Raw genomic sequence first — 3,938 nt, 5'->3', positions numbered from 1 at the left:
TTCTTTTATAAATAGAATTTAGTCCCATTCCTGATTTTTTTGATCTAATTTCTTCGGGGTTAAAACCAATCCCATTTTCGGAAACCCTTAAATATATAGTATTGTCTGCCAGATGCGAATCGATTTGAATATCGGTTGCCTGGGCATGCTTTATGATGTTATTGATGATTTCTTGCAATAAACGGAGAATGATTAAATCTTTGTTCGGCGATGTAATTTGCAGATCGATTAATTGATTGTTAATTTTTAGTTCATAAGAACCAGCTTTATTCAACCAGTTAATTTCCTGATCAATTGCGTGGCCAATGCCGTTTTCTACCAGTTGCTCGCCATGTAATAGTTTTGCCAACTCCCTTAATTCTTTAATAGATTTGTTAACCAGTGCTAACGAATTGTCGATTTTCTTTTTGGCCTTTTCCCCATCGTTTAAATTTACAGAGTTTAAGGTGAGTGTGGTAAGGCTGAGCAACTGGCCAACATTATCATGTAATTCTGTGGCTATACTTTGCATCGTTTGATCTTGTACTTCAACGCGGGTTTGAAGCATTTCGGACTCAAATTTTTGCTGCATATTCTGCTTTTCCAGAAAATGGTTCTTTTTATGCCTGGTATAAGATCTGATATATAAAATCAAAAAAACAGGCATAAGAAGAAATACCAAAGTTGCAATGGCAACTAAGATTGCAATTTTTGTTGTTTCATTCTGCATATAAAGGAATATAACCAAAAGCTATATAAAATAAGGTTTAACAGGATATAAATAAGGAATTTTAAAGCAAAGCCTATAATTTTAACCGTAAATAACCCATCAAAAATATTCGACATGGTACTTCCAAAGTAATAAAACAAGACTCCTGTTACCCACCAAAATTCAGGATGAGTTTTGATTTCGATAAAGTTTTCATCTTTTAACAACAAATAATAGTAGTAAAGGCAATAAAGCGTGAAAATGACAGACATCACACTAATTGTAATGGTGTTTAAATTGGTAAACGGTTGGGTGGTTAAAAAGAAAATATAGGTAAGGACTATAATGCCCAAACCTATAATAAATATAGATTTGGGATTAGTATATTTTTTGATACAATGGTAAAGGCCATATAATATTGCGCTGATTTCAAAAACAATATAAATATTAAATAGCCATAAATTGTGTATACCTCTTATAGCCAGATAGGCAGCGGCTTCCTCAGTAACTAATGCAATGGCTAAATAACAGGTAATTACTTTCCCAAAAGCATGTTTATCTTTCCATATGATTGCAATAGCAGCTATAAAACAGATAACTTCTGCTATAAATATAGGAGTTAAGTACCTCATGCTTTATAATTGTGTGCCTTCACAAAATTCTGGACAGCCCTGACCTCTGTTTCCTATGTCATCAAGGTTATCCTGATGCTCTTCATCATTGCTTTCGCATGCCATAGTGGGTACCAATAACAAAGTGTTTTTACCTGCATACCCACTTTTTACCCCTTCAGGTAAAACATCGGTATATTGCGCAAAATAGAGCCTTAACCCATCATATTTTCCTTCGCTCATTAATTTTGCAATTTCCATTATCTGTTCTGCCGGAAACCATACTGCTTTAGTGAAAGATTGTGGGAATTTTCTTGCCTCGACAGCATAGGCATCAACCATGGCCTGCGCAACCTTCTTATCGATAGGTTCCGAATTTAATTTTTGACTCATAAATTTATTGTTTGATTTTCTCTAAAAATCGATAATAATAAGGGTTTCGGCAAGAGCTATTTGCAATTAAAATACCGTAAAAATACCCTTTCATTTAAGGCGTTTTGCGCTAACGGCGAATTGCGACGTACCACTACTTTTGGTATACAATAACAGCTGAATAATTTGTGATTGTAAACGATGAATGCCGTGGGCCCTATTAAAACAAATATTTTGAACTTATTTTAAAACAAGTCTGATTTTTTAATAGAGCTTGATTATAGAAACATTAACCATTTAATTCTTTCAAAAATGATAAACAATATCCTGTTACGGGAAAATCACAGTTCGATCAGCGAAAGGGAAGTTGAAATTGTACACTTGTTATCGATGGGGTACAACAGTAAAGAAATTGGCGAAATGCTTTTTATCAGCGAGCATACCGTTAATACGCACCGAAGAAATATGGTAAGAAAGCTCGATCTTAAAAATTCTTATCAATTAATTGTTTGGGCCTTTAAAGAAAGAATATTATCCTTATAAAGGTTAAGATACGCATAACCTCTCATTCTAAACAGCAAAGCCTGCTATTTGATACTAAAGTCAAATCAGCAGGCTTTTGTTTATATACTATATTGCTTTAAGGTCTTGCGGGTTGTGGAGCAGGTAGTTCTTTTCTTGGGATCTGTGCCTCGCGCTGCGAAGTATTGTAAACAAAAGAAGCGATAATGGTTGCTGCCTGTTTTAAATCATCCTCAACAAGCCTATCATAAGTATCCATATTGCTATGGTGGGTACGGGTATTGTAATCGGCAGGATCCTGAATAAACTGGAAACCTGGGATACCTACGGCATCAAAGGCTTGGTGATCGGTACCGCCTGTGTTATTAATGGTGATGGTGGTAGCGCCAAGATCGTTAAAAGGTGTTAACCAACTTTGAAAAATTGGACCAGCGGCTGCATTGCCCTGTAAGTAAACGCCGCGGATTTTTCCTGTTCCATTATCGAGGTTGTAATAAGCTGATATTTTTTTCTGGTCTGGTGTTAATACCATGGTTTTCGGATCGCCAAAATGTTTTGCCACATAACCCCTCGATCCAAATAAACCTTGCTCTTCTGAGCTCCAAAGTGCAATACGGATGGTGCGCTTTGGTTTAAAATCTATCGCTTTTAAAATACGCATGGCTTCCATCATTACGGTAGAACCTGCTGCATTATCTGTAGCGCCCGTTGCCGCATGCCACGAATCGAAGYGCCCGCCAATCATTACCACTTCATCTTTTAGTTTTTTATCGGTCCCAGGTATTTCGGCAATTACATTATATCCTTGAGGATCCTGATCGTAAAATGAGGTTTTGATGTCAGCTTCAATTTCTACAGGCTTGCCAGCACGTAAAAGACGCAATATATGCAAGAAATCTTCTGCTGCAACTTCAAGTTCAGGCGATACCGGTTTTGCATCCAAAGCATAAGAAGCACCGTTACTGGTGAAAAACGTCCCCTGTCCTCCACGGGCATAAGTTAAAATTAAACCTACTTTTTCTTCTACCAGCATGGCACTCATTGCCGCACGGATTTCACGCATTTTCATCATCTGTGCCATTCTATCGGCCATTGGCCCGCCATTAGGGCGTTGTCTTGGGCCTGCAGGTTGTGGTTTTGCTGCGGCCATTTGTGCCAGGGTAGTATCGGCATAGCGCAGAAAATCGGGCTTAATGCCACTTGTTAGAGGGGTACCCTGATCCATCATAACGATTTTTCCGGCCAATTTGCCTTTATATTTTGCTAAATCGGCAACACTATCGGCCTTGATTAAAATGACCTGCGATTTGATCGGGCCATTTGTACCAGGTGTCCATGCTTTAGGAGAGGCAATAATGGCATGATAGTAAGGAAGTGTAGTGGCGGCATAGTATTTGTCTATCTGCCAGCCTTTACCGAAAGTTCCCCAGGCTTCAAGATGTACATTTTTTAATCCCCAATCGCTTAGTTGCTTCACAGCCCAATCCTGTGCTTTTTTTAATCCCGGAGAGTTTGATAAACGGGGACCGCTTACATCAGTTAAATTAAAAGCAATATCCATTGCCTTCGAATTTTCTAAACCTTCCTTTCTTATTTTTTGTACTACAGCTGCGTCAGGGGTGTCTTGCGCAAAAGCTGAAAAGCACAGGCCAAAGGCCAATGCGGTGATTGTAAATTTTTTGATCATTTTATGAATAATTTGGTGGTTGATTTTGATCTAAAATACACTTTAAACCACTTCAAAT

The 3,938-nt window shown here is 37.8% G+C and carries 5 protein-coding genes; 1 reads left to right on the top strand and 4 read right to left on the bottom strand.

Features of this window, described 5'->3' with window-relative positions:
* The 3 genes from AC1DND_RS22105 to AC1DND_RS22095 all read right to left on the bottom strand — a co-directional run.
* Positions 1 to 709, bottom strand: a 709-nt coding sequence (locus tag AC1DND_RS22105) for a sensor histidine kinase (RefSeq protein WP_477584768.1), incomplete at its 3' end; no start/stop codon positions are given.
* Positions 676 to 1,320: a hypothetical protein gene (locus tag AC1DND_RS22100; protein ID WP_477584767.1), complete on the bottom strand. Its 645-nt coding sequence runs from the start codon at positions 1,318 to 1,320 to the stop codon at positions 676 to 678. The genes AC1DND_RS22105 and AC1DND_RS22100, both read right to left, overlap by 34 nt.
* 3 nt (positions 1,321 to 1,323) lie before the next feature.
* Positions 1,324 to 1,692, bottom strand: coding sequence for a hypothetical protein (locus AC1DND_RS22095; protein WP_477584766.1), 369 nt, complete (start codon positions 1,690 to 1,692; stop codon positions 1,324 to 1,326).
* A gap of 291 nt (positions 1,693 to 1,983) precedes the next feature.
* On the opposite strand from AC1DND_RS22095, the gene AC1DND_RS22090 reads away from it, so the two are divergent.
* Positions 1,984 to 2,214 carry a response regulator transcription factor gene (locus AC1DND_RS22090; protein WP_057931491.1) on the top strand — a complete coding sequence of 77 codons (231 nt, stop codon included), beginning with the start codon at positions 1,984 to 1,986 and terminating at the stop codon, positions 2,212 to 2,214.
* Between the two features lie 97 nt (positions 2,215 to 2,311).
* Here the strand turns inward: AC1DND_RS22090 and AC1DND_RS22085 are convergent, their stop codons facing one another.
* A complete protein-coding gene (locus AC1DND_RS22085; protein ID WP_477584765.1) occupies positions 2,312 to 3,880 on the bottom strand; it encodes a M28 family metallopeptidase in 1,569 nt (522 codons plus the stop codon).
* Positions 3,881 to 3,938: the final 58 nt, after the last annotated feature.

Source organism: Pedobacter sp. 01N416 (assembly GCF_056399685.1).
The sequence above is the reverse complement of the archived record's forward strand: the minus strand, read 5'-3'. Positions and strand labels throughout refer to the sequence as shown.

What these genes read in the sequence shown, in the direction of transcription:
- AC1DND_RS22100 (WP_477584767.1), bottom strand. Translation starts at nt 1,320, where the DNA reads ATGAGGTACTTAACTCCTATATTTATAGCAGAAGTTATCTGTTTTATA.
- AC1DND_RS22095 (WP_477584766.1), bottom strand. Translation starts at nt 1,692, where the DNA reads ATGAGTCAAAAATTAAATTCGGAACCTATCGATAAGAAGGTTGCGCAG.
- AC1DND_RS22090 (WP_057931491.1), top strand. Translation starts at nt 1,984, where the DNA reads ATGATAAACAATATCCTGTTACGGGAAAATCACAGTTCGATCAGCGAA.